This is a genomic window from Thermocrispum sp., from assembly GCF_002919275.1.
GTDB lineage: Bacteria > Actinomycetota > Actinomycetes > Mycobacteriales > Pseudonocardiaceae > Thermocrispum > Thermocrispum agreste.
This window is the reverse complement of record NZ_PKFA01000048.1, coordinates 1-22,031: the sequence shown is the minus strand read 5'-3', so window position 1 is coordinate 22,031 and position 22,031 is coordinate 1. Positions and strand designations below refer to the sequence as shown.

Below are 22,031 nucleotides of genomic sequence, written 5' to 3'. Positions count from 1 at the left end.
GGCCAACTTCGCCGCGACCGCGCCCGCCACGGGCAACCGGCCGCACCCACCCGCAGGGGGCGGACGTGCTCGGACACCACGAACGAAACCGCAGATCGGCCGGGCTGCGGCCGAGGCCACCGCGTTCAGGAAAAGGAGTCGCCGTGCGGCGCACCGTCTTCACCACCGAACACGAGGATTTCCGCAAGACCCTCCGCGCGTTCATCGAGTCGGAAGTCGTTCCGGTGTACCCGCAATGGCTGGAAGCCGGCATCGTCCCCCGGGAGTTCTACTACCGGCTCGGTGAACTCGGCGTGTTCAGCATCGGCGTGCCCGAGGAGTACGGCGGCGCGGGCGAGGGCGGCTACAAGTTCCAGGCGGTGATCACCGAGGAGGTGGCCAGGGCCGGGGTGTCGTTCGGCGGCAGCAGCGTGCACATCGGGCTGTGCCTGCCGTATCTGCTGGCCTACGCCACCGAGGAACAGAAGCGGCGGTGGCTGCCCGGCATGGTCACCGGCGAGATCATGTTCGCCATCGCGATGACCGAGCCGAACACCGGCTCCGACCTGGCCGGGATGCAGACCACCGCGAAGCTGTCCGACGACGGCACCCACTACGTCCTCAACGGCGCCAAGACGTTCATCACCGGCGGCGTGCACGCCGACCGGGTCATCGTGTGCGCGCGCACCGCCCCGCCCAAGCCGGACGACCGCCGCTACGGCATCTCGCTGCTGGTGGTCGACACCAAGTCCGAGGGCTACCGGGTGGGCCGCAAGCTGGACAAGATCGGTTTGCGGGTCTCGGACACCGCGGAGCTGTCGTTCACCGACGTGCGCGTGCCGGTCGAGGACCTCCTGGGCGAGGAGAACATGGGGTTCACCTACCTGGGCCAGAACCTGCCGCAGGAGCGGCTCGGCATCGCCGTGTCCGCCTACGCCCAGGCCGCGGCCGCGGTCCGGTTCACCAAGGAGTACGTGTTGGAACGCAAGGTGTTCGGCAAGCCGCTGGCGTCGTTCCAGAACACCAAGTTCGAGCTGGCCGCCTGCCAGGCCGACGTGGACGCCTGCCAAGCCGTGGTGGACCGGGCGCTGGACGCGCACGACGCCGGGGAGCTGACCGCGGCCGACGCGGCCTCGGCCAAGCTGTTCTGCACCGAGACGGCATCCAAGGTCATCGACCGATGCCTGCAGCTGCACGGCGGGTACGGCTACATCAACGAGTACCCGATCGCCCGGCTGTATGCGGACAACCGGGTCAGCCGGATCTACGGCGGGACGTCCGAGGTGATGAAGGTGATCATCGCCAAGAACATGGGTCTGTAGGGCGGCGGGGCGGCGACGCCCCGCGTCCGGGCCGGCCGGCGCGGCAAGCCGCCGACCAGCGCGCTCGGATGAGTGCCTAGATCACGGTCTCGCCCGAACGGGCAGCGGCAATCGCAGCGCCGGCTGGCCGGTACTGATCGCTGACATACAACAGTCACCGCGAGCGCACGCCTTCCACTGCCTACGACGGAGCTTGCGCGCTTGGCACGCGCGGCAGCGACCATCGTTCTCCAGCCGCAGCGACGGTCATCGCTTCGCACTGGATCTCGTGCCGCCGCTTCGGCACTCGGGATCGTCCTGCGCATTGATCCAGGACTGCCGCGACACCGTGTCCTCGGGACGTCCTCCAGGCCCCCTCGTGTGAGCCGAGGACGCCCACGGTCCCACCGCAGCGATCACCGACGGTGATATCGACGCACTCCGCGAAGCAGCTTCGATTCGTACCGCACCGCGGCCACACCCCGGCCGACCAGGCCCGTGCCGCGGTCGGTCAGCCGGCCGTGGCCAGGATCCCCGGCTCCAGGTCGTCCATGCTGAGCCCGGACAGCGCCATGGTCAGGTCGAACTCGGCCAGCAGACAGCGCAGCACGTGTTCCACCCCGGCCTGCCCACCGAGCGCCAGCCCGTAGGCGAACGGCCGCCCGATCAGCACGGCCTTCGCTCCGAGCGCGAGCGCCTTCACCACGTCACTTCCGGTGCGGATGCCGGAATCGAACAGCACGGTGAGCTCGTCGCCCACCGCCTCGGCGATCGGCCCGAGCGCGTCCAGCGCAGCGATCGCCCCGTCGACCTGCCGCCCGCCGTGGTTGGACACCACGATGCCGTCCATGCCGGCGTCGGCGGCCGCCTTGGCGTCCGCCACCGACTGGATGCCCTTGATCACGATCGGCCCGTCCCAGTGCTCGCGCAGCCACGGCAGCCGCTCCCAGCTCAGCCCGGCGTGCGGGAAGACCTGCGCGAACTGCAGCGCGGCGGCGGTCATGTCCTCCTCCGGCGGTTTGGCCAGCCTGCTGCGGAAGACCGGGTCGGTCAAGTAGTTGGCGATCCCGTCGCCGGCCAGGAACGGCAGGTAGCCGCGGTCCAGATCGGCCGGGCGGTAGCCGAGCAGCACGGTGTCCACGGTCAGCACCAGCACGCTGAACCCGTTCTCCTTGGCGCGCTGCAGGAAGCTCAGGCACAGCTCGTCGTCGGTCGGCCAGTACAGCTGGTACCAGCGCGGCGCGTCCCCCGCCGCCTCCGCGACCTCCTCGAAGCTGCGCGAGGCCTGTGTGGAGTGCACGTACGTCAGTCCGAGCGCGGCAGCTGCCCGCGCCGTGGCGAGCTCGCCGTCCGGGTGGGCGAGGTTCTGCACCCCCAGCGGCGCGATCATCACCGGCGCGGGCATGTCGGTGCCCAGCACCGTGGTCCGGTAGCTGCGCTCGGCGCGCCCGCGCAGCATGCGCGGGACGATGCGGTACCGGTCGAACGCCGCCCGGTTGGCCCGCGTCGTGGCGCTGTCCCCCGCGCTGGGCACGATGTAACCGAAAGCCTCCGGGCTCAGCTTCTGGCGCGCGTACTCCTCCAGCCGCGCCAGATTGGTCGTCCACGACGGCTTGCCACCGCCGAACATGCCCTGCGCGTAGATGGCCAGCTGGTGATCACTGAAGTTCCCCGGCTGCGTCATCGCCGTGTCAACGCCCCTCTTCCCGCTCCCGTTCGCGCTCTCGTTCGCGCTTGCGTCGTTTTCCTTCGTGCATCGCCACGACCCGTGCCACCGGGATCTCCATCCCCTCGGCCACCAGGTCGTCGGCCAGCTGTTGCGGCTCGGGCATCGCCTCCGCCCACGGATCGGCGTCGCCGAGCCGCTCGAGTGCCGTCCGCACGGTGAACTCGCGCGGATCGACGTCCTCCAACTCGTCCCAGCTCACCGGGAACGACACCGTCGTGCCAGGCCGGACCCGTGGGCTGTACGCGGCCACCACGGTCGCTCCGTACGCCCGGGTCGAATCGAGAAAGACCTTCCCGCCACGCTTGTCCTTGACGTACTCGGTGGTGCCCACCGAGGGGTCGACTCGCTCGGCACGCGCCGCGATGGCACGCGTGGCCGCGGCGGCGTCGTCGGCCGACGCTCCGGTCAACGGCACGAAGATGTGCGCGCCCTTCGAACCACTGGTTTTGACCGCACCCTGCAGTCCGACGTCGTCCAGCGCCTGCTGTACCAGCCTGGCGGCCCGCGCGACCGGGGCGAAACCCTCCCCGGCGGGCGGATCGAGGTCGAGCACCAGGTAGTCCGGATGCTCCCAGTCGTCCGCGCGCACCAACGTCGGGTGGTACTCCACGGCTCGCTGGTTGGCGAACCACAGCAGCGTCCGCCGGTCGTCACACAGCGCGTAGCTGACTTCGCGCTTGGACGACTGCGCCCACACATCCACCGTGCGGATCCATTCCGGGGCGTACTTCGGCACGTTCTTCTGCATGAACGGTTCCTGACCCGGCCGCACCCGCACCACGGACAACGGGCGTCCGGCTAGGCCCGGCAGGAGCCGATCGGCCACCGCGTCCAGGTAGTCGATCAGGTCGCGCTTCGTCGCATCGGCACCGTCGAACAGCCCGGAGTCCAAGCTGGACAGCTCGACACCGGCCCGGATCTCGTCCGGCTTGTGCGCCATGGCCGCCTCTCATCCGCACGGGTCGACGCCCGGCTTGCCCGGGCGCTCGATGCCGCGCTCGTCGAGGATCCGCTCGAGCAGCGCCGGGTAGGCGGGCATCAGTCCGTCGGCGCACGCGTCGATGATCCGGTTGTATGTCGCTTCGTCGTCCGGCGCCGTTCCGCTGAACCACACGTGCACCGCGTACCCGTCGCGGTGGGCCCGCCGGATGAACTCCGGCGTGGCGATCTCCAGCCCTTGGTAGCGCACCGGCACCTGCAGCGCGACCGTTCCGGGCATCGGCTTGACGCCGAGCAGGAAGTACGCCGCGATCCCGGCCATCCCCGGCGCGATGGGGATCTCCGGCGCCATGAGGTGGAATTTCGCCACCGCCAGGTCGTTGAACGACGTCACGATGAAATCCGTGCGCCCGGTCTTCTTCAGCAGGCGGGCAAGCAGCTTCGCGTTGTGCAGGAACGAGGCGACGTCGGTGTCGCTGGTGCCTTTGATCTCGATGTTGATCGGCGTGTCCGGAAATTCCTCGAGTACGTCGGCCAGCTTCGGAACGGCGAAATCCGACGGCCGGTAGCCCGCAGGCGGTTCCTTTTCCCCCGTCCGTACCCCGCGCAGCGGATACGCCTCGGGCGGCTGGCCGGGCACCGCATGCCTGCCCGGGATGAAGTTGTAGGCGGCGTCCAGCGCGTGCACCTGCTCGTACGTCATGTCGCGCACCCGGCCGGTGCCGTTGGTCGTCTGGTCGACGGTGGCGTTGTGAATGACCACCAACTGGTCGTCCTTGGTGGCGTGCACGTCCAGCTCGATCATGTCCGCGCCGAGCGCCACCGCTCGCTTGAACGCGTACATCGTGTTCGCCGGCGCTTCATTTTCTCCACCAGCATGCGCCATGTTGAGTACTCTGTCCTGGAGCCACGGGTTGTCCTTGGTCTTGCCCGCAGCCCCTGCGGCGGGCCCGGGAGAAATCAAGCACAGGGACAAGATCACGACCAACACGGCGGCTCTGCGCATGGAGTGCACTTTAGCCCGGGTGAGTCGGAAGTAGCACTACAAAGATCATTTACGACATCGAGTGCGGGACCAGACTTTCCGGCATTCACTGCGAGGGGTGGCCATGCCTACCGTCAGCCCGAAAATCGCCACGGTCATGATCGTCGTGGGCACCGCCCTCGCGTACTGGCTCGCTGGTCTCGCCGGCCTGTCCCTGACCTTGGCCGAAGGTCAGATCAGCCCGCTGTGGCCGTCCACCGGGGTCGCGCTGTTCTGCCTGGTCCAATGGGGGTGGCGGGCCACACCGGGAGTGTTCGCCGGTGCGCTGCTGACCACGATCGCGTTCGGCGGCCCGGCGCTGGTCGTCGTCCTGAACGCGCTGGGCAACACCGCCTCCTCCGTCGTCGCCTGGCGCTTGCTCAAGCTGGTCGGATTCCGCCCGCAGTTCGACCGCATCCGCGACGCGGTCGCCCTCATCGTGCTTGGCGGCATCGTGGCGGTGTCGCTCAGCGCCACGCTGGGAACGACGTCCATGCTGGTCGCCGACGCATTGCCGCCCGTGGGGTACTGGACGACATGGACCATCTGGCTGGCCGGCGACGCCATGGGTGTGCTGATGACGACCCCGGTACTGTTCGCGCTATGGCACTGGCGTCCGCGGCTGCTCGGCTCGCAGACCCGGCACACCGAGGCGGCGGTGCTGTTGACCTGCACCGTCGGCGCGGCCGTGCTCGGGACCGAGACGTCGATCGGCATTCTCTTCCCGACGGTGATCCCGCTGGTGTGGGCGGCAGTCCGGTTCGAGGTGCTCGGCGCAGCGACGTGCGCACTGCTCATCTCGGTGCTGGTCACGCTGGCCGCCATCGAGGGCGGCGGACCGTTCGCCGACAAGTCCGTGATGGCGACCATGATCACGCTGCAGGTCTACAACGGCTCGCTGGCGCTGATCGCCCTGCTGCTGTCCACCGCGATCACCGAACGCAACAAGGCACAGGAAGCGGTGGAGGAAACCTGCGAGGTGCTGGCCACCGCACTCACCCGCCTGAGTGAAGAAACCGGGCTCGGGAAACGTACCCTGGCAGCGATCCACCGTGCCACCACGGCGGCACCGGACGCGGATCCGGGACTCGAGCAGGCCATCGCGTCGGCTTTGTCCGGCAACGGCCGGTCCGCGCCGGTGAACCCGGGGGCCTCGGCATCCGTTGTGCGGGTGGGAGTGATCGATGACCGACGACCGCGCCGCACTGCTGAGGACCCTCCACGACGAACACGCGCCTGATCTGTGGCGGTTCGTGCTGCGCCTGACCGGTGATCCCCAGTTGGCCAGCGACGTCGTGCAGGAGACCTTGCTGCGCGCCTTGCAGCGCCCGGGGGCGCTGGCCCGCAGGCACACCTCACCGCGGGCGTGGCTGTTCACCGTGGCACGCAACCTCGTGGTCGACAACCAGCGACGAGCGCAGACCCGGCGCGAGGTGCCGCACGACGAGCTGCCGGCGGCCCGGGACCATGGCGCCGAGTCGGCAGACGACACCGACGCTCTGCTGGATTCGTGGCTGGTGGCCGACGCGCTGGCGCAGTTGTCGCTCGAGCACCGGACCGTGATCGTCTACGCCTTCTACGGGCGCCGCTCGATCGCGGACATCGCAGCGGAACTCGACATTCCGGCCGGCACGGTGAAGTCGCGGCTGCACTACGGCCTGCGCGCACTCCGGCTCGCACTGCAAGAAAGAGGGGTGAGCCAGTGACAACCACGGACCGGTACCGGGAATGGGACGCCGCGTACGTGCTCGGGTCACTCTCGCCGAGCGAGCGCCGCGAGTACGAGCAGCACCTGGCGTCGTGCGACACGTGCGCGTCCGCGGTCACGGCGCTGACCGGGCTCGCCGGCCCGCTGTCCTCGCTGGCCCCGGAGAAGGCCTACGCTTTGCTCGACGAATCGGCTCAGCCACCCAGGCCACCGGATCTGCTGCCCCAGCTGCTCGACGTCGCCGAACGGCGGCAGCGGCGATCGCGACGGCGGGCGTGGTGGCGCACCGCGGGGATCGCGACCGCCGCCGCCGCGGCCGCGGCGATCGTCGCGCTGGCTGTGCCGTGGGGTGCGGACACCGGGACGGCGCCGCAGCTGCCGAGCATGACGGCGATGAGGAAGGTGGCGCCCAGCCCGATCAGCGCCGAGGCCCGGCTGGTCGGCGGGCCGTGGGGCACCCGCATCGAGGGCGTGTGCCGGTACTCCGGCAACTCCCGCGACAACGCTCAGCTGGTCGAGTACCTGATGTATGTGACCGACACCGACGGCAACAAGCATCAGGTGGGTAGCTGGCGAGCGGGGCCTGGGATGACCTACACGTTCACCGGCACGACCGCCGTGCCACGGACCGACATCGCCCAGGTGGAGATCTTCGGCGTCTACGGCGACCGGAAGATCAAGGTGCTCACGTTGCCGTAGCAGGGTCGGTTGCCGGGTGGCGGTGTCACCGCACGGCAGTCGGAACGGCACGGCCGAGGCGCCATGGTCAGCAGCCCGCAGCAGCCGGAGTCCGCTGGCCGCAGCCCGGTAGCCACAGCCCGGTAGCCGGGGCGCGGCAAGTCAGGTGCCAGGCGCAGTTGCCACGCAGCCGGAGCCACGGGACGGCAACCGGAACACCCCAGCCAAGATGCATCAGCCCACAACACGGAGCCCACGGTCGACCACCAGAAGGTGGCAGCCACCACACGGCCACCCAGCCAAGACGCATGGCCAGAGGGCTGCCCCGCGCGGCAACCACGGCGCGGCAGTCGAGCCTCAAGCGCGTTACCAGGACGCCGTAGCCACTGCACGGCTGCACAACGCCCCAGCCAAGACGCTGTGGCCAGCAAGCAGCCCACGATGTGGCAGCCAGCGTCCGGTAACCACAGCGCGGTGGCCAGGACGCAGCAGCCAGATGCCAGGGCGCGTGGCCACGCAGCCGGAGCCACGGGACGGCAACCGGAACACCCCAACCACGACGCACTAGCCCACAGCACGCTACCCACGGTCGATCCCCAGCAAGCGGTAGCCACCGCACAGCAACCCAGCCAGGGCGCGTGGCCAGAGGTCGGCACCCAGCGCAATTGCCAGGGCGCTGTTGCCGGTAGGTGGTAGCCACAGCCGCCACACTCGGTAGCCGGAGCGCACAGCCGGGTGCGGCTGCCGGGCCGCCGTAGCCACAGCGCGGCGGCGCGTGGCAGCCTTCTGGCCATGCACCGCAGAAAGCAGATCGCGATGACCGACGCCGAGGTCGCCGCGTTCCTCGACGAACAGCGCACCCTCACCTGTGCCACGATCGGCCCATCCGGCTGGCCCCACCTGGCGCCGCTGTGGTTCGTCGTGCGCGACGGCCAGATCTGGGCGTGGACGTACGGCAAGTCGCAGAAGGTGCGGAACCTGGAGCGTGACCCGCGAGCCACCCTGCAAGTCGAGGCCGGGGTGGACTACTCCGAGCTGCGCGGAGTGACGTTCGAGTGCGACGTGGTGATCCATCGCGACCTGGACACCGTCACCGGGATCGGTGTCGAGCTCGCCCACCGCTACACCGGTGGTGCCGGATTGGCTCCCGGAGCCGAGGAGATGATGCGCAGGCAGGCCGCCAAGCGGGTCGGCCTGCAGTTCGTCGAGCGCAAGCGCACCAGCTGGGACCACCGCAAGCTGGGCGGTGGGTACTAGCGGATCGCCTCACGCCTGCGGATGCGCGAAACGCGTCGCAGGACCACAGCGGCGGCACCGGTCGGTTCCCACCCGCCGGTGCTGCCGGGGAGATCGACGTGCCGCCGGGGAGATCGACCCGCACAGCGGGGCGGTGGCTGGGCACCTTCCCGCAGGCGTTCACCCACCTGGCATTGGTCGACGCGGTGACCGCGCCGACCGGCCCCGGCCGGAAGCAACCGCCGTGGGCGCTCAGGTCCGCGCCTTGAGCCAGCCGACCAGGTCCGCCAGGACTTGCTCGCGCTCCGGCTCGTTGAAGATCTCGTGGTACAGGCCGTCGTAGACGGTGAACGTCAGGTCCGCGGTCGTCACCCGCTCGGTGAGCAGCTGCGACCCGGAGACCCGCACCACCTCGTCCGCACCCCCGTGCATCACCAGGCACGGCAGGTCGATCTTCGCCAGGCTGTCGCGGACCCGCTGCACGGTGGTCATGACCTCCGCACCGGTGCGGGCCTTGATCTTGCCCCGGTACACCAGCGGGTCGGCGTCGTAGTCGGCGACGACCTGCGGGTCGCGGCTGATCTTGCCCGACTCGAACGGAGCCACCTGCAGGTCGGGCACGATCTTCGACAACACCCTGGCAACGACCCGCTCCGCCGGGGAGCCGACGCCGATCTCCAGCGCCGGTGCGGACAGCACCACCCCGGCGAGGGGGTATCGGGTCAGCCCGCTCACCTCGCACACGTAGGCCGCGGCGATCAGCCCGCCCATGCTGTGGCCGAGCAGGAACACCGGCAGACCGTCATGGGCCGCCGCGGCTTTGCGGATCAGCCGGTCGGTGTCCACGAGAATCCCGGCGAACGAGCCGATGTTCGCCCGCGACCCCTCGGACCGGCCGTGGCCGTGGTGGTCGTGCGCATACACGGCATAACCGGCCGCGTTCAGCGCCTCCGCGACGTGCACGTACCGGCCGCTGTGCTCGGCGTAGCCGTGCAGCACGACCACCACGCCGACAGGTTGCCCGTCGGGGAGCCACGACTGCCAATAGATCCGTTTTCCTGCGGCGCCGGTGAACCAGCCGTCAGCGTGCACGCTCATGCCTCAGTCCTACCGGACGGCCGCCCCGTCGCGGCTACCAGGGTCGCACCACCCCGGCGGATCCACCACCGCGCCGCTCCGGCTCCGCCGCGGCCAGCAGCTTGCCACCGGGCAGGAACTCGATGCCGGTCGCCGCGCCGATCTCCCCGCCGTCGGTGAACTTGTGCCCGCGTTCCTGCAGGGCCTGGCCCTCCGGGCTGTCGATGAAGGCTGCCTCGGCCGAGGTGGTCTCACCGTTGCGCTGGGTGGCCCGCGGCGCCGCGATCGCCTCCGGCAGCGTGGCGCCCAGGTCGATGCGGTCGACCAGGATCTGCAGCACCGTGGTGATGATCGTGGAGCCGCCGGGCGAGCCGACGGCCAGCTTCGGCTTGCCGTGCTCCAGCACGATGGTCGGCGACATCGAGCTGCGCGGCCGCTTGCCGCCCTCGACCCGGTTGACGTGCGTGGTCGAGTCGTAGTTGAAGTCCGTCAGCTCGTTGTTGAGCAAGAAGCCCCAGCCCGGAACGGTGATGCCGTTGCCCCCGGTCGACTCGATGGTGAACGTGTAGGCCACCACGTTGCCGTGCTTGTCCGCGACCGTCAGGTGGGTCGTCGAGGTGCCCTTTTCCAGGGTCACCGACGGCGTGCCGCCGGAGCCACCGCCGTTGTGCGGCCACGGGTCGCCAGGCTCGACGACGCCCGCCGCCTTGCCGGTGATCAGCGCACGGCGCTCGGCCGCGAAGTCCTTGCTGAGCAGGCCCTTGAGCGGGACGTCGACGAAATCGGCGTCCGCGGCGTAGGCGTTGCGGTCGGCGAACGAATAGCGGGAGGCCTCCAGGAAGTAGTGCAGCGCTTCGTCCCGCTTGATCCAGCGCAGGCCGTAGCCCTCGAGGATGTTCAGCGCCTCACCGACCGTGGAGCCGCCGCTGGACGGCGGCGCCATGCCGTAGACGTCCAGGCCACGGTAGGTGACCTTGGTCGGCGTCCGCCACACCGCGCGGTAGTTCTTGATGTCCTCGGTGGTCATGAAGCCCTTACGCCAGACGTGGTTGGCGTCCTCGGCCACCGGCGGATTGCTGGCCGCCTCGGCCATGGCTTCGGCGATCGGCCCCTGGTAGAAGCCCTTGGCGCCGTAGCGGGCGATCCGCTCGTAGGCCTTGGCCAGATCCGGGTTACGGAACGTGCTGCCGACATCCGGTGCCGTGCCGTCCGGATCCAAGAACGTCGCGGCCGACGACGGGATGTCGTCGAAGTAGTCGCGGTTGTCCTCGGTCTGGTCGGCGAAGGTCTGGTCCACCACGAAGCCGTCGCGGGCGACCTTGATCGCCGGCTGCAGCACCGTGCGCAGTGACTTGGTGCCGAATCGCTTGAGCGCTTCCTCCCACCCGGCGACCGTGCCCGGCACGCCCGCCGACCGTCCGCTGTAGCGGGCGTCGTCGAACGGCAGCACCTTGCCGTTTTCGAAGAAGGCGTCCGGCTGCATCGCCGCCGGGGCCATTTCCCGGTGGTCGATCGCGTGCACCTTCTTGTCCTTGGCGGTGTAGATCAGCATGAAACCGCCACCGCCGATGCCGCACGAGTACGGCTCGGTCACCCCGAGCACCGCGGCCGCGGCGACCGCCGCATCGACCGCGTTCCCACCCTTGCGCAGCACCGACAAGCCCGCCCGGGTGGCCTCGACGTCCACGGTGGCCACCGCACCGCCGGAGCCGACCGCCACCGGCTGTTTGGTCAGCGGCCAGTGCCTCGGCTCGGCGGCCGCAGGCTGGGCGACCAAGCCCAGCGTCAGCGCACCGATCGAGGCCAGTGCCGCGCCACGGGCGAACAGTCCGCGTGAACCCATCACGATCCCCTTCCGACTCCTCGGCCATTGGGGATCATGCTCCGTTCGGTGCCCGAGCACCACCCTCCGGCGCGAATGGGAAAATTTCCGTCAGCGCGTGCTGTCGCCACCGTCGGCGGCGTCTGCGCAGGTCACCACTCGGATTCTGGCAACTCCACGTCGTCGTCGGAACGTGCTCGACCGACAATGACGTGCCACTCGCGTCAGCAGCCGGCGCTCCGCCTCCGCCGCATCGAGGGTGAGCGCCACCAGTCCCTGACCGGGTCAGCTCCCGGCCGGATGGTTCGGCGGGCTTCCCGCAGCGGCAGGCGTGGTTCGTCCAGGGTCCATCGCCATGAGGCCCACCGGTACCTGGTCGGCCTCTCCGGCCAGGCAGGCTTCTCGGCTTCCTCCTGACGGGCTGCACCCCACAGGCGGCTGACACCACGGTCGTCACGGCCACGTCGGCCGCTGCCCGCATGCACACCGGGAAACATCAGCTCCGTCGGCACACCGTGGCTGCCGCTGTCCGCCGCCCGCATGCACACCGGGAAACATCTCACCGAAGACTTTCGCAGCCTTGCGAGGGGCGGCGCGTCAGGTGGACGGCGGCCAGCCGCGCGGTGCCGATCAGCGCGGACCGACACCCCGGCGACCGGCAGATTCCGTCATCCCTCCGGCGGCGGTGGTTGTTTGGCCGGATACCCGACCGGATCGAGATAGTGCTTCCGGAGTTTCTCCCAGGTGCCGTCGGAAATGACGTCCGCCATTGCCTGATCGGCCTTCTTCCGCAGCCCGGCCACGTTCGGGTTCACACCCATGGCGTAGTCGACGACACGCGTTTGCAGGGCCATCTCCTGCGCGATCGGCTTGCGCATGTCGAGCAGCTTCAGCTGCGGATCACGGCCGTAGGCGATTTCCGCCAGCTCGAGCGCATCGCCGTGGACACCGTCGACCTCGCCTGCTGCGAGCTTCTCGAGGCAGACGAACGTGTTGTGCTCCTTGACGATCTCGAACTGATCGTCCGGCAGATCTTCCGCGAGAGCCACCAGCATGTCGCACAGCTTCTTGCCGGACTTGTTCAGGTCGTCGTAGTCCTTCAGACCGCTTTGCGCCGTGACGAGGATCGCCGGACCGCTGACGTAGTAGGACCGCGTCAAGAGCATGCTGGTCCTGTGCTCGGCGTACGGCGCGGAGATCGAGGACATCAGATCGATCTCGCCGCTCGTCACCGCATCTTCCAGGTCGTACCTGGAGTTGAGGACCTTCCACTTCACGGTCACGTCGTCGCCGTGAATGCGCTTCGCCACCTCGCAAGCGACGGCGACCCGGAAGCCGTCCACCGCAACCCTGCCGTTCGCGTCCGGCGCCGGCGGTTCCAACGTCGGCCCGAGCCGGTTCCCCCAAGCCTCCTCGGGGGTGAGCCCGACGGTGACGGTCTCCTTCCCGCCACCAGGGCATCCGGCGAAGACCAGCTCGGACGGCCGATCCTCTTCGTCGCCGGTCCCGAAGCCGAGGACGTCACCGGCATCGCATCCGGCCAGCAGCACACTCGCCGCGAGCACGGCGAACGTCCTTCTCACCATCCTGTGGTCGGCAACGACGAAGAACATGACTGTCGGGGCATCACGGGCGGGCAACCTATCCGTAACTGCATCACACGTCAATCCGGTTACACTTGCAGGATGCCTGCCACGCAATCCGCGGCAGCTCCCGGGCGGCTGGAGGTCGTCCGCCGGTTCGTGAACACCTGCGACATCGAAGCCGGCAACGACACGTTGGCGACCCCGGAGGCATGCCTGCGCTGGTTGCGTGGACAAGACCTGCTCGATCGGTCGGTCGACACCTTGGACCGTGCGGATCGCGACGAGGTTGTGGCGTTTCGCGAATCCTTGCGCGATGTCCTCGGCGTGCATCGGAACGGTCGGCTCGGCGACGCCGTGCTGGACCGGCTGAACGCGACGGCCGCGCGCGTCGGTCTGGCCGTCCGTTTCACCCCATCCGGCTCGTGGCAGGTGCACGCCCGCGGCGACGGGGTCCACCAGGCGGTGGGGCGGTTGCTGACCATCGTGATCGGCGCGATGGCGGACGGCACCTGGTCGCGCATGAAGGTCTGCGCCAACGACGCCTGCCGATGGGCCTTCTACGACCGTTCCAAGGCCCGCTCCCGCCGCTGGTGCTCGATGCGGATCTGCGGCAATCGCGCCAAACAGCACGCCTGGCGCTCCCGCGACGGAGGCAAGACCCGCTGATCGATCGGTGACATCGCCTCCGGCACGCGCCATAGTGGAGGCAACCACGCCAGCAGCGCCGCAGGTGGGGAGGTGGTCGGCCATGCGTGTCGGCGTTCCCAAGGAGCGGAAGAAGCGCGAGTACCGCGTGGCGCTGACCCCGGCTGGGGCACGCGAGCTGACCGAGCGCGGTCACGAGGTGTACGTGGAGGCCGAGGCCGGCCTCGGCGCAGGCATTCCCGACGAGGAGTACGTGGCCTCCGGTGCCAAGATCGTCTCCACCGCCGAGGACGTGTGGGGCGATGCCGAGCTCGTGCTCAAGGTCAAGGAGCCGATCGCGGACGAGTATCCGTTCTTGCGATCCGACCTGACGCTGTTCACCTACTTGCATCTGGCCGCCGACCGGCAGCTCACCGAAGCGTTGCTGGCCGCAGGGACGACAGCGATCGCCTACGAGACGGTACAGCTGCCGTCCGGCGCTCTGCCGTTGCTGGCACCGATGTCCGAAGTAGCCGGACGGCTCGCACCGCAAGTCGGCGCCAACGCGCTGATGCGTCCCAACGGTGGCCGTGGCGTTCTCCCCGGCGGCATTCCCGGTGTGCACCCGGCGCGTGTCGTCGTCATCGGCGGAGGCGTGGCGGGCCTGAACGCGGCTCGCGTGGCGCTCGGCATGGGTGCGCACGTCGAGGTCCTGGACACCAACGTGGACCGGCTGCGCCAGATCGACGCGCAGTACCACGGCGCGATCGTGACACTGACGTCCAGCACCCTCGCGTTGGAGGAGGCCGTGCTGCAGGCCGACCTGGTGATCGGCGCGGTGCTGGTGCCCGGTGCGAAGGCCCCCAAGCTGGTGTCGAACGATCTGGTGGCGCAGATGAAGCCGGGCAGCGTCCTGGTGGACATCTCGGTCGACCAAGGCGGCTGCTTCGCCGACACCCGCCCGACCAGCCACGACGACCCGACGTTCGAGGTGCACGACTCGGTGTTCTACTGCGTGGCGAACATGCCGGGCGCCGTCCCCCGGACCTCCACCTACGGACTGACCAACGTCACGCTGCCGTACGTCGTCCAGATCGCCGAGCGCGGCTGGCGGGCCGCAGCCACGGCCGACGAAGCCCTCGCGCTCGGGCTCAACACGCACGCCGGGACGCTGACCAACGAGGCGGTGGCCAGCGCTCACGACCTTCCGGCCGTGGAACTGACGAGCGTGCTCGGCTCATGACACCACGCAAAACCGGACCGTTCCGGGGCGGTCAGGCACGGCCGGTGCAGCCAACTGCGCAGCGCTGACCGACACCTGCCGACGTACCCGGAACCGCGGGGGCCGTACCCGGAACCGTGGGGCCGTGCCCGGCGCCGCGGGTCAGCCTGGCGTCTGTGCAGTGGCACAAGGCCGCCATCACCAGGTCGCAGCCATCCCGGTACTCCCCGCCGCGAACGTCGCCTGCGCCCAGGCCGCTCTCCAGCAAGCAAAGAGCGCCGTGGTGTCGCAGGTCACCATGCTTCACTCGGCCGCGCGAAACTGTCGCGCGGAGCCGCACGTCACAGGATCGTGATCGGCACTACGGCGAGGGTTGCGCGGCCGCGCGCGCGGCAACCGATAGCCTGCCCGCTGTGCGGTTGCCGCGACAGATCTGCGACGGCCGTGCCCGCGCATACCCGAGGAGACCGCGGATGGCCTGGCGGCGAAGCCCGCAGTCGGCAGGTGCCCAGGCACAAAAGGGCGGCCCGCTCGACCAGCCTGGGGGTCACTGGGAGCAGGCCGCCAATTACCACCATAGGGGAACACGGACGGTTGCGTGGCAACCTTCGGCAAATTCATCGGAACCAACGGCGGATGGACCGACGAGTACGGCAGGATGGCGCAGCACGAGCTGTGCGGATCGCCCGTGAAACGGACGGAGAGCTGTGATGCATGACGGCAGTGGCCGCATCGTCGTACAGCACCTGAGCAAGAACTTCGGTGCGGTACAGGCGGTGTCGAATCTGAGCTTCACCGTGGAGCCGGGGTCGGTCACCGGCTTCATCGGCCCGAACGGTGCAGGCAAGACCACCACCCTGCGGATGATCCTGGGCCTGGTACGGCCCTCCCAGGGCATGGCCACCATCAACGGGCTGCCGCACGACAAACTCGGCAACCCGGCCACCGTCGTCGGGTCGGTGCTGGAGAACGAGGGCTTCCACCCCAAGCGCACCGCGCGCAACCACCTGCGGGTCTACGCGGCGGCGATCGGTGTCCCGGACACCCGCGTGGCAGAGGTCCTCGGCCTGGTCGGCCTGTCCGAGGCGGGCAACCGGAAGGTCGGCGGCTTCTCGCTCGGTATGCGGCAGCGGCTGGCACTGGCCGCCGCGCTGCTGGGCAACCCGCAGGTGCTGATCCTGGACGAGCCGGCCAACGGCCTCGACCCGGAGGGCATCGCGTGGCTGCGGCAGTTCCTGCGCAACTTCGCCAGGGAAGGCCGCACCGTGCTGGTGTCGTCGCACCTGCTGGCCGAGCTCGAGCAGACCATCGACCAGGTGGTCATCGTCAGCCGAGGCCAGACGATGTACTACGGACCGCTGGACCAGCTGCGCAAGCAGCAGCAAACCAGGATCCTGGTGCACGCGTCGGACAACGACAAGCTGACCACCGCGCTGAAGGAGCAGGGCATCACCCGGGTGGAGACCATCGAGGGCGGCAGGCTCGCGGTGTACGACTCGACGGTGCAGCAGGTCGGTGACGTGGCGGCCAAAGCAGGCGTCGCACTGTACGGCGTCGAGGAAGAGCGCGCGGACCTGGAGAAGCTGTTCTTCCAGCTCACCAGCGGGCAGTACGCCGCGCCCGCGCAAACCCAGTACGGCCAGTTGCCGCCGCAGTTCGCACCGGGCGGCCAGCAGGGTTCCTGGACGCCGAGCGGTGGTGTCCCGCAGCAGAACCCGTACGCCCCGCAGCAAGGCCAGTGGCAGCAGCCGCAGCAGGGCGGCTGGCAGCAACCGCAGCAGACCTGGGGCGGCCAGCCGCAACAGACCTGGGGCGGCCAGCCACAACAGGGCTGGCAGGGCGGTCAGCCGCAGCAGGGCTGGCAGGGCGGCCCGCAACCGGGACAGCAACCGGGACACGGCCAGCAGGGCGGCACGAATTGGGGAGGCCAGGGCTGATGGGCAGGCTCATCAAGGCGGAGTTCCGCAAGATCGTCACCACCAAGCTGTGGCTGGGCTTGCTGCTCACCGCGCTCGTAGTCGCGCTGCTGTGGGCGTGGATGTGGTCGTCGGCGTTCGACGAAATCGCCCGGGACATCAACCGTGACCTGCGCCGGTACGCCGCCGTCGACCTCAACGACCTGTCGGTGAACGCCATCTTCCTGACCAGGGCGATCAACATCGCCACGATCTTCCCGATGATCTTCGGCGGTATGGCGCTGGCGGTGGAGATCGGCAGGAAGACCATCACCACCAGCTTCCTGACCGCCCCCAACCGCGGCACGCTGCTCGGCGCGAAGGCGATCACCTACGTGCTGTGGGGCGCGATCTTCGGCGTGGTGATCATCCTGGGCGCCTCGCTGGGGCTGCTGTTCGGCGTCGGCGGCGAAGGAATGGTCGACGGCGAGATGTGGATCACCATCGCCGCATCCGGGCTGCTGTCGTGCGTGCTGTGGACCCTGCTCGGCCTCGGCGTTGGAGCCCTGATCGGCTCGTCCGTCGGCACCGTGGTCGTGCTGCTCGTCTACGGGCTGCTGGTCGGTCCCGGCATGGACATGACGTTCGCGGCCATCTCCGCGAGCAATTCGGAGGAAATCGGCCCGACCGTCGCCGGGGCGTTCCCCAACGGCGCGGCGAACGGCATCACCGGCGCCGCGGCCGCGTCCAACATCGTCGGCGAGCTGGAGGACATGGCAGGCGGCACCTTGCCGGAGGAGATCGTCGACAGGGCGTCCTCGCTGCTGCGGTTCGGCGCGGGCGCACTCGGCTCGTTCGGCTGGGGCGCCAGCGTCGCGATCTTCCTCGGCTGGGTGCTCTTGTTCTTCGGCCTCGGCCTGGCGCGCACCTACCAGCGCGACATCACATGAGCCCGCCGCCCCGCCCCGGCGACGGCCGGTCGCCGGGGCGGCGGCACGGCCGCAGGATTCCGTAACCTGGCGGGGTGTCCGTACCGACCGAGATGCGCATCGAACGTCGGCAGCGGGCACCCCGCCCTTCTGTTTCCTCCCCGTCCGCCGGGTGGCTGCGGCGGCTGGTCTCCGCGTGCTGGCGGCACCCGTGGCTGGTGGTGCTGGCGTTCGGGGCCGCCGTGCTGGGCGTCGGGTCGCTCGCTGCCGGACCGCTGCTGGTCAAGCAGGCCATCGACGAGGCGATGGCGGGCAACACCGGACGGCTCGGTGTGCTCGCCATCGGGCTGATCGGCCTCGCCCTGCTCGGGTTCGCCACCGCGTTCGCGCGGCGCTACTTCGGCGGACGGCTCGCCCTCGACGTGCAGCACGACCTGCGCCAGCAGGTCTTCCACGCGGTCTCCCGGCTGGACGGCGGTGCGCAGGACTCGCTGCGCACCGGGCAGATCGCTTCCCGGGCGATCACCGATCTGCAGCTGATGGTCGGCCTGCTCATGCAAGGACCGCTCTCGGTGGGCTCGGCGGTGTACCTGCTGCTCGCCCTGGGGGCCATGCTGTGGATGTCGCCGCTGCTGACACTGATCGCCCTGATCGTCACCCCGGCCATCGGCCTGGCGGTCGCCGCCGCGCGCATGCGCGTGTTCCCGGCGATCTGGTCGTCGCAGCAGCGCGCCGCCGACCTGGCTCAGCACGTCGAGGAGACGGTCACCGGCGTGCGCGTGGTGAAGGGTTTCGGCCAGGAGGCCAGGGAAGTGGCCCGCCTCGAGCGCGCCGCACGCAAGCTGTTCGGCGAGAAGATGCGGGCCGCGCGGCTGACCGCGATCCCGATGGCTTCGGTGGCCGCACTGCCCGCCGCGGGCCAGGTGGCCGTGCTGGCGGTCGGCGGCTTGCTGGCCCTCCACGGCGACGTCTCGCTCGGCACGTTCGTCGCCTTCGCGTCCTACGTCGCGGGCCTGGTGTCGCCCGCGCGCATGGTCACCAGCCTGATCATCCAGGCGCAGATCGCCCGCGCAGGCGCCGAACGGGTCTACGAGCTGATCGACGCGCAGCCCGAGGTCACCGACCCGGACGAGCCGCGCGAGCTGCCCGCCGGGCCACTCTCGGTGCGGTTGACCGACGTCAGCTTCGGCTACACGCGCGAGGACAAGGTGCTCGACCGGCTGTCGCTGCATGTCGAGCCGGGGGAGACGGTCGCGCTCGTCGGCACGGCCGGGTCCGGCAAGTCGACGGTGTCCCTGCTGCTCCCCCGCTTCTACGACGTGCACGAAGGCCGTATCGAAGTCGGCGGTGTCGACGTCCGGGACGTGCGGCTGACCGACCTGCGCCGGGCGATCGGGGTGGTGTTCGAAGAAGCGTTCCTGTTCTCCACCTCGGTGCGCGACAACATCGCCTACGGCCGCCCCGACGCCACCGACGAAGAGATCGTCGCTGCGGCCAAGGCCGCACAGGCACACGAGTTCATCGAGAACCTGCCCGACGGTTACCACACCGTGGTCGGTGAGCGCGGCCTGACGCTGTCCGGAGGGCAGCGGCAGCGCCTGGCGCTGGCGCGGGCGCTGCTGACCGACCCGAGAATCCTGCTGCTGGACGACGCCACGTCCGCGGTCGACGCCGGCACCGAAGCGGCCATTCACGCCACGCTGCGCGCCGTCACCAAGGACCGGACCACGATCCTCATCGCCCACCGCCGGTCGTCACTGGCGCTGGCCGACCGGATCGCGGTACTGGACGCCGGGCGGGTGGTCGACATCGGCACGGAAGCCCAGCTGCGGGAGCGCTGTGCGCTGTTCCGGGAGCTGATCGCCGGGCCGGACGACGACGTGGAGAACCCCGCGGCGTTGCCGTCCTTGCCGGCAGACGGCAACGGTTCCGGCACCACCGCGCGGCTGTGGCCGCGCACCGAGCAGGACGACGTCGATCACCTCGCCGAGCTCGCGGCGAACCGCCCGCCACCGGAGCCCGCGATGGGCCGCGGCGGTCCCGGTGGTCCCGCCCGGTTCAACGTGCCGCCGACGCCGGAGCTGCTGGCGAAGGTGCGCGCTTTGCCGCCGGCGCGGGACACCCCGCACATCGCCGGCCAGGACCCGACGGCGGACGACCCGGACTTCCGGCTGTCCCGGCTGCTGCACCCGGTGCGCTGGCTGCTGCTTGCGGCGGTCGTCCTGGTCGCCGCGGACGCGCTGGCCACGGTGGCGATGCCGTCACTGTTCCGAGTCGGCGTCGACGACGGCGTGGTGGCGGGTTCGACGACGGTCGTGCTCGTCGTCGCCACGTGCGGCGCACTGATCGCGTTGCTGAACTGGGCGGTCATCGCCGCCCAGACGGTGGTCACCGCGCGGGCGGGCGAGAGCGTGCTGTACCTGCTGCGCGTCCGCTGCTACGCCCACCTGCAGCGGCTCGGGCTCGACTACTTCGAGCGCGAGCTGGCCGGCAAGATCATGACCCGGATGACCACCGACGTGGACGCGCTGTCCACGTTCCTGCAGACCGGTCTGGCCCGCGCCGTGGTCAGCGTGCTGACCCTGGTCGGCATCACCGGGGCCTTGCTGGTCACCGACGTCTCGCTGGCGCTGATCACGCTGGCCGTCATGCCCGTGCTCATCGTGGCGACGGTGATCTTCCGGCGGAAGTCGTCGCGTGCCTACACCGAAGCCCGGGAGCGGGTCAGCGTGGTCAACGCCGACATGCAGGAGAACGTCACCGGCCTGCGGGTGGCCCAGGCGTACACGCGCGAGCAACATTCGGCGCGGGCGTTCGCCGACCGCAGCGACGCCTACCGGCGGTCCAGGCTGCGCGCCCAGCGCTACATCGCCACGTACTTCCCGTTCGTCTCGCTGCTGTCCCAGGTGGTCGAGGCCGTGGTGCTGTACGTGGGCACCAACCGCGTCGCGGTCGACGACCTGACGCCGGGCGTGCTGATGGCGTTCCTGCTCTACCTGACGATGTTCTTCTCCCCCATCCAGGAGCTGTCCAGCATCTTCGACGGCTACCAGCAGGCCAAGGTCGGCCTGGTCAGGATCGGCGACCTGCTGGCCACCCGCAGCTCGGTCCCGCCACCCCCGGCACCCGTCGCGGTCGGTGAGCGGCTGCGGGGGGACGTGCGGTTCGAGAACGTGTCCTTCACCTACCCCGGCGCCGCCGAACCGGCGCTGCACGGGTTCGACCTGCACATCGCACCCGGGGAAACGGTCGCACTGGTGGGTGCCACCGGCGCGGGGAAGTCGACCGTGGTGAAGCTGCTCGCCCGGTTCTACGACACCAGCTCGGGCCGGGTCCTCATCGACGGGGTGGACGTCCGCGACTACGACCTGGCAGCTCTTCGCGGCCGAATGGGCATCGTCCCGCAGGAAGCGCACTTGTTCTCCGGAACGGTCGCGGACAATGTGCGGTATGCACGGCCGGGGGCCACCGACGCCGAAGTCGAAGCGGCAGTACGCGCGGTCGGCGCGCTGCCCGCTGTCGCGGCGCTGCCGCACGGCTTCCATCAGCAGGTCGGTGAGCGCGGGCAGAACCTCTCCTCCGGGCAGCGGCAGCTCGTCGCGCTGGCCCGCGCCGAACTGCTCGACCCGGACATCCTGTTGCTCGACGAGGCCACCGCGGCACTGGACCCGGCGACCGAGGCGGCGGTGCTGGCGGCGAGCGAGGCCGTGGCCCGGTCCAGGACCACCGTCGTGGTCGCGCACCGTTTGGCCACCGCGGCCCGCGCCGACCGCATCGTCGTGCTGGAACGAGGACGAATTGCGCAGGTCGGAACGCATGCCGAGCTGCTGTCCTCGGACGGCCCGTACGCCAGGTTCTGGCGCGCGGCCGAACGTGAATCCCTGCCCATGATCCCGGGCAACTAAGTGAGGAGTCACGGGTTAGCCTGGTAGTGGCGCAAGCTTCGCATTCCGGTTACTACGAGCTCACGAATAGAGGCGAATCTCAGTCGTGACCACCAGTCCAGCCTCCCAGTTCGGTCCCAACGAGTGGATGGTCGAGGAAATGTACGAGCGTTTCCTCGCCGACCCGCAATCGGTCGACGCCGCCTGGCATGACTTCTTCGCCGACTTCAAGCCGTCCCAGGGCAGTGACGGGGCGGCCACCGCCAAGCGCCAGGCGACCACCCGGACGGCACCAGCCCCGGCGGGTGCGCGCCAGGACGGCAGGCCGGGCACCAGCCAGGCCACCGCGCCGGGCACCACCGAGCCGGGCACCACCGAGCCGGGCACCACCGAGCCGG

Annotated in this window: 17 protein-coding genes; 11 read left to right on the top strand and 6 right to left on the bottom strand. The window is 69.8% G+C overall.

Annotation, left to right across the window (positions count from 1 at the left end; genetic code table 11):
* Positions 1 to 143 precede the first annotated feature (143 nt).
* On the top strand, positions 144 to 1,301 hold the full coding sequence (locus CXP56_RS10875; protein ID WP_028847725.1) for an acyl-CoA dehydrogenase family protein: 1,158 nt from the start codon (positions 144 to 146) through the stop codon (positions 1,299 to 1,301).
* Positions 1,302 to 1,791: 490 nt separating this feature from the next.
* On the opposite strand, the gene CXP56_RS10870 is transcribed toward CXP56_RS10875, so the two are convergent.
* From CXP56_RS10870 to CXP56_RS10860, 3 genes are read right to left on the bottom strand one after another with little or no spacing between them, the layout of a single operon-like run.
* Positions 1,792 to 2,964, bottom strand: a complete 1,173-nt coding sequence (locus tag CXP56_RS10870; protein ID WP_286900994.1) for a lactate 2-monooxygenase — start codon at positions 2,962 to 2,964, stop codon at positions 1,792 to 1,794.
* A 7-nt stretch (positions 2,965 to 2,971) separates the two neighbouring features.
* Entirely contained in the window at positions 2,972 to 3,949 is a 978-nt protein-coding gene (gene ligD, locus CXP56_RS10865) for a non-homologous end-joining DNA ligase (protein WP_028847723.1), read from the bottom strand.
* Between the two features lie 9 nt (positions 3,950 to 3,958).
* Complete coding sequence (locus CXP56_RS10860; RefSeq protein ID WP_028847722.1) at positions 3,959 to 4,954, bottom strand: glycerophosphodiester phosphodiesterase family protein; 996 nt, start codon at positions 4,952 to 4,954, stop codon at positions 3,959 to 3,961.
* A gap of 103 nt (positions 4,955 to 5,057) precedes the next feature.
* Here CXP56_RS10860 and CXP56_RS10855 point away from each other — a divergent pair, with 103 nt between their 5' ends.
* From CXP56_RS10855 to CXP56_RS10840, 4 genes are all read left to right on the top strand, one after another.
* Positions 5,058 to 6,212, top strand: a complete 1,155-nt coding sequence (locus CXP56_RS10855; RefSeq protein ID WP_084609199.1) for an MASE1 domain-containing protein — start codon at positions 5,058 to 5,060, stop codon at positions 6,210 to 6,212.
* Positions 6,157 to 6,678, top strand: a complete 522-nt coding sequence (locus CXP56_RS10850; protein WP_028847721.1) for a sigma-70 family RNA polymerase sigma factor — start codon at positions 6,157 to 6,159, stop codon at positions 6,676 to 6,678. The genes CXP56_RS10855 and CXP56_RS10850 overlap by 56 nt, the downstream gene beginning before the upstream one ends.
* Positions 6,675 to 7,379: an anti-sigma factor family protein gene (locus CXP56_RS10845; protein ID WP_051310162.1), complete on the top strand. Its 705-nt coding sequence runs from the start codon at positions 6,675 to 6,677 to the stop codon at positions 7,377 to 7,379. The genes CXP56_RS10850 and CXP56_RS10845 overlap by 4 nt, the downstream gene beginning before the upstream one ends.
* Positions 7,380 to 8,150: 771 nt before the next feature.
* Complete coding sequence (locus CXP56_RS10840) at positions 8,151 to 8,615, top strand: pyridoxamine 5'-phosphate oxidase family protein (RefSeq protein ID WP_028847720.1); 465 nt, start codon at positions 8,151 to 8,153, stop codon at positions 8,613 to 8,615.
* A 231-nt stretch (positions 8,616 to 8,846) separates the two neighbouring features.
* Here CXP56_RS10840 and CXP56_RS10835 read toward each other — a convergent pair whose 3' ends face one another.
* The 3 genes from CXP56_RS10835 to CXP56_RS10825 form a co-directional block, all read right to left on the bottom strand.
* Positions 8,847 to 9,692, bottom strand: coding sequence for an alpha/beta hydrolase (locus CXP56_RS10835; protein WP_028847719.1), 846 nt, complete (start codon positions 9,690 to 9,692; stop codon positions 8,847 to 8,849).
* Between the two features lie 34 nt (positions 9,693 to 9,726).
* Positions 9,727 to 11,514, bottom strand: coding sequence for a gamma-glutamyltransferase (gene ggt, locus CXP56_RS10830; RefSeq protein WP_038045023.1), 1,788 nt, complete (start codon positions 11,512 to 11,514; stop codon positions 9,727 to 9,729).
* A gap of 647 nt (positions 11,515 to 12,161) precedes the next feature.
* The gene (locus tag CXP56_RS10825; protein ID WP_169725243.1) at positions 12,162 to 13,058 is read right to left on the bottom strand and encodes a substrate-binding periplasmic protein; all 897 of its coding nucleotides are present in this window, start codon (positions 13,056 to 13,058) and stop codon (positions 12,162 to 12,164) included.
* 177 nt (positions 13,059 to 13,235) lie between these two features.
* Here CXP56_RS10825 and CXP56_RS10820 point away from each other — a divergent pair, with 177 nt between their 5' ends.
* The 6 genes from CXP56_RS10820 to CXP56_RS10795 form a co-directional block, all read left to right on the top strand.
* A complete protein-coding gene (locus tag CXP56_RS10820) occupies positions 13,236 to 13,745 on the top strand; it encodes a CGNR zinc finger domain-containing protein (RefSeq protein ID WP_169725242.1) in 510 nt (169 codons plus the stop codon).
* Between the two features lie 82 nt (positions 13,746 to 13,827).
* Positions 13,828 to 14,946, top strand: a complete 1,119-nt coding sequence (ald, locus tag CXP56_RS10815) for an alanine dehydrogenase (RefSeq protein ID WP_286900991.1) — start codon at positions 13,828 to 13,830, stop codon at positions 14,944 to 14,946.
* Between the two features lie 689 nt (positions 14,947 to 15,635).
* A complete protein-coding gene (locus CXP56_RS10810) occupies positions 15,636 to 16,862 on the top strand; it encodes an ATP-binding cassette domain-containing protein (protein WP_051310161.1) in 1,227 nt (408 codons plus the stop codon).
* Positions 16,862 to 17,770, top strand: coding sequence for an ABC transporter permease (locus CXP56_RS10805; protein ID WP_028847714.1), 909 nt, complete (start codon positions 16,862 to 16,864; stop codon positions 17,768 to 17,770). The genes CXP56_RS10810 and CXP56_RS10805 overlap by 1 nt, the downstream gene beginning before the upstream one ends.
* Positions 17,771 to 17,862: 92 nt before the next feature.
* Positions 17,863 to 21,654, top strand: coding sequence for an ABC transporter ATP-binding protein (locus CXP56_RS10800; protein ID WP_286901023.1), 3,792 nt, complete (start codon positions 17,863 to 17,865; stop codon positions 21,652 to 21,654).
* A gap of 85 nt (positions 21,655 to 21,739) precedes the next feature.
* Positions 21,740 to 22,031 (top strand): 2-oxoglutarate dehydrogenase E1 subunit family protein (locus CXP56_RS10795; protein WP_502694572.1); only part of this gene is annotated, 292 nt, incomplete at its 3' end.

Coding starts and splice junctions, on each gene's coding strand:
- CXP56_RS10850 (WP_028847721.1), top strand. CDS start 6,157: ATGACCGACGACCGCGCCGCACTGCTGAGGACCCTCCACGACGAACAC.
- CXP56_RS10835 (WP_028847719.1), bottom strand. CDS start 9,692: ATGAGCGTGCACGCTGACGGCTGGTTCACCGGCGCCGCAGGAAAACGG.
- CXP56_RS10860 (WP_028847722.1), bottom strand. CDS start 4,954: ATGCGCAGAGCCGCCGTGTTGGTCGTGATCTTGTCCCTGTGCTTGATT.
- ggt (WP_038045023.1), bottom strand. CDS start 11,514: ATGGGTTCACGCGGACTGTTCGCCCGTGGCGCGGCACTGGCCTCGATC.
- CXP56_RS10810 (WP_051310161.1), top strand. CDS start 15,636: ATGCATGACGGCAGTGGCCGCATCGTCGTACAGCACCTGAGCAAGAAC.
- CXP56_RS10840 (WP_028847720.1), top strand. CDS start 8,151: ATGCACCGCAGAAAGCAGATCGCGATGACCGACGCCGAGGTCGCCGCG.
- CXP56_RS10870 (WP_286900994.1), bottom strand. CDS start 2,964: ATGACGCAGCCGGGGAACTTCAGTGATCACCAGCTGGCCATCTACGCG.
- CXP56_RS10855 (WP_084609199.1), top strand. CDS start 5,058: ATGCCTACCGTCAGCCCGAAAATCGCCACGGTCATGATCGTCGTGGGC.
- ald (WP_286900991.1), top strand. CDS start 13,828: ATGCGTGTCGGCGTTCCCAAGGAGCGGAAGAAGCGCGAGTACCGCGTG.
- CXP56_RS10800 (WP_286901023.1), top strand. CDS start 17,863: ATGCGCATCGAACGTCGGCAGCGGGCACCCCGCCCTTCTGTTTCCTCC.
- ligD (WP_028847723.1), bottom strand. CDS start 3,949: ATGGCGCACAAGCCGGACGAGATCCGGGCCGGTGTCGAGCTGTCCAGC.
- CXP56_RS10805 (WP_028847714.1), top strand. CDS start 16,862: ATGGGCAGGCTCATCAAGGCGGAGTTCCGCAAGATCGTCACCACCAAG.